Below are 2998 nucleotides of genomic sequence, written 5' to 3' on the forward strand. Positions count from 1 at the left end.
GTTGCCGTCATATTTCAATCTCCGAGACGCAAGCATTGCGTCTCTACTGCTGTGCCCTCGTGCTGTCGTGCTGTCGTTTTTTCGTGCCTCTAATTGACCCACGCCACGGCGTGGCTCTACAAATGCTCTTCACTCGTCACTCACTTCCGTCGTTCCGTCGTGCTGTCGTGCCCTCGTGCCGTCGTGCCCTCGTTGCTGGTTCGTGGGTTATACAGTATGCAGTTCTTTTTGTGATAATATTTAAAAAATATGGACAGCGAATTTTTATTTTGCCTGCTCATGAGTATATTTGAATCATGATGTTCCAAACAACTTTTATCGCTTAAGATTATGAAATCGATACACATTCAAGCCACTGCCGTTTTATTTGCAGGCCTGATTTTGTTTACCGGTTGTAAACAAGAACAAACCTGTTCAGAAAATACACAGGCCCGTTATATTGACACCACCAATCTGGTTCTGCCCCATCAAAGGCAGGTCAATTGGCAACAAATGGAATTTACTGCTTTTGTGCATTTCAACATGAATACTTTTACGAATGTAGAGTGGGGTGAGGGGGATGCAGATCCTTCGCTTTTTAATCCTACAAATTTTGATGCGGAACAATGGGTAAAAGCTTTCAAGGAAGCGGGAATGAAGATGGTGATATTGACTGCCAAGCATCACGACGGCTTTTGCCTTTGGCCTTCCGAACAGACGGATTATACGATTGAAAATTCACCTTATAAAAACGGTAACGGGGATATAGTGAAAGAAGTCTCCGATGCCTGCCGGAAGCACGGTCTGAAATTCGGGTTTTACCTTTCTCCATGGGATCGCCATGAACCCAAATATGGTACGGATGAATACAATGAATTTTACAAGAATCAATTAAGGGAGTTGTTGACCGGCTATGGCAAGGTGCATGAAGTATGGTTTGACGGAGCCAAAGGACCTGATGCAAAGGATATGGAGTACGACTTTCAGGGATACTGGTCCATGGTGAGGAAACATCAGCCACAGGCCGTAATTTTTTCAGATAAAGGACCGGATGTACGTTGGATTGGCAACGAAGACGGAATTGCCGGGAAAACCAACTGGTCGTTGATGGATACAAGTAAAGTAGAAGTAGGAAATGCCGATACCGATTATCTGAATTCAGGCGATCCCAATGGTTCTCGCTGGTTAGTGGGCGAATGCGACGTATCGATCAGCTCCGACTGGTTCTATCATGATGACAGCCGGCTGAAAACCGTTGAGGAGCTTCTGAACATCTATGAAAAGTCTGTAGGCAGAAACGGCCTGCTTCTTTTGAATGTGCCACCTGACCAACGGGGTCTCCTTCCGGAAGCTTATGTGGAACGCCTGCATGCTTTTGCCGATACTGTGGATGAAATTTATAACAAAGATCTTGCTTTGGATGCTAAGGTAAAGCCCTCTGAAGTGCGCACTCCAGAACATTGTTTTTCAGGATCACATCTTACGGATACCAGCTTTTCCACTGTATGGGCACCTGAGCAGGGGACAGTGGAATCCTCTGTGGAGCTGGCTTTTTCAAAATCCATTGCCCCCAGGCGAATACTCATCCAGGAAAACATCAATTACGGACAGCGGGTGAGGGAATTTGCAGTGGATATCCGGCTTAACGGACAGTGGAAAACCGTTCGGAACGGCACAACGATAGGTTACAAGCGGATTATGAAACTGCCTGGTGAGGATATTGACCGTCTCAGGGTTCGCATTGAGGATGCCAAAGCATCACCGGTGCTTTCCAGGATTGCACTTTATTGATCCGGGGACGATATTTGTAAAAAAGGTGTTTAAGTGAAAGCATTTCCTGATGAACCCGAAAGGGTGAAGCAGGGTGGAAGCCGAAAAACCTAAAGAGTAGGCGTTATTTAAAACTGGAATATAAATGAAAAAGATTGTTTATTTGGTATTGTTTATACTTTTAGGGGGAACATCTGCTTATGGTCAGTATTATTTCGGCGGAAGTTTTAATTTTAGCAGTTCCGGAAGAACCGAAGAATCGGGCGATATCTCAAGAGATGAAGGTTCCAGCACATCCTTCGGGCTGAATCCCAAAGGAGGTTTATTCCTTTCCGAAGATTTTGCTATAGGGCTGGGTATTGGTATCAATACTTCGTGGGAGAGAAATCCGGGCAATCCGGATGTGATTGATAAATCAGCAGGGTTTAGCATACAGCCCTTTGCCCGATACTATGTGGTGAAGATGAATAAGTTTTCTTTGTTTGGAGAGGGTCAGTTGGGCTTTTCTTCAAACTGGTCAAAAGTGGAGGTGGGCGGAACAACTACAGACGGACCGGTTACCAATACGTTTGGTCTTTCAGTCCGCCCCGGGGTTTCGTATGATTTAAACGAAAAAGTGGCTCTTGAAGCTTTTATCAATGGATTCAATTTTGCTGTAAGCCATAAAACGGAAAAAACCGAGAGGGGAGGAACGGAGGTCAGGGAGAGAAGTTCGAATTTCAACCTGGGAGCCAATATGGATAATATTTTTACTACAGGGGCCATAACTGTCGGAGTTATTGTGAAACTATGACAAGTTCTTAAGGGCAAATATTAATCGCTGCTATACCTGGATGATTGGTTGAGTGGCTGATTGACTGATTGACTGATTGGATGATTGATTGATTGAGCCCAATAGATGAAGAAAGCAAGAATAATGCATTTGTTATATTTTTTTATATGGCTGTTGCAATAACAGAAGCATGAAGTATAATAATTCAAATCGCTATAATCTTCATGGTTTCAAATTTTGCTTTGCTTCAGTATTTACTCGCCCTTAGATGCCTCCAACCTTTCTTTCTATATTTATCTTGTTTTTTCGCTCTTGCATGCTGTCGTTCCGGTCGTTCTTTCGTGCTGTCGTGCCATCCTGTTGTCGCATCGTCGTTCTTTTTCATCCAATCATCCAATCATTCAATCAACCAATCGCAGCGCCCCCTTAACATACAAAGGGTACCTGGCTCAAACTTAATACGATTTGCTGGAAACC

General features: G+C 44.0%; 2 protein-coding genes. Both read left to right on the plus strand.

The features are described 5' to 3' along the window. The first annotated feature begins 330 nt into the window (after positions 1–330). Complete coding sequence (locus tag KGY70_20060; GenBank protein ID MBS3777501.1) at positions 331–1770, plus strand: alpha-L-fucosidase; 1440 nt, start codon at positions 331–333, stop codon at positions 1768–1770. 124 nt (positions 1771–1894) lie between these two features. Next, the gene (locus KGY70_20065; protein ID MBS3777502.1) at positions 1895–2542 is read left to right on the plus strand and encodes an outer membrane beta-barrel protein; all 648 of its coding nucleotides are present in this window, start codon (positions 1895–1897) and stop codon (positions 2540–2542) included. Positions 2543–2998: the final 456 nt, after the last annotated feature.

It is taken from the genome of Bacteroidales bacterium, assembly GCA_018334875.1.
GTDB lineage: Bacteria > Bacteroidota > Bacteroidia > Bacteroidales > UBA12077 > JAGXLC01.

What these genes read in the sequence shown, in the direction of transcription:
- KGY70_20065 (MBS3777502.1), top strand. Translation starts at nt 1,895, where the DNA reads ATGAAAAAGATTGTTTATTTGGTATTGTTTATACTTTTAGGGGGAACA.
- KGY70_20060 (MBS3777501.1), top strand. Translation starts at nt 331, where the DNA reads ATGAAATCGATACACATTCAAGCCACTGCCGTTTTATTTGCAGGCCTG.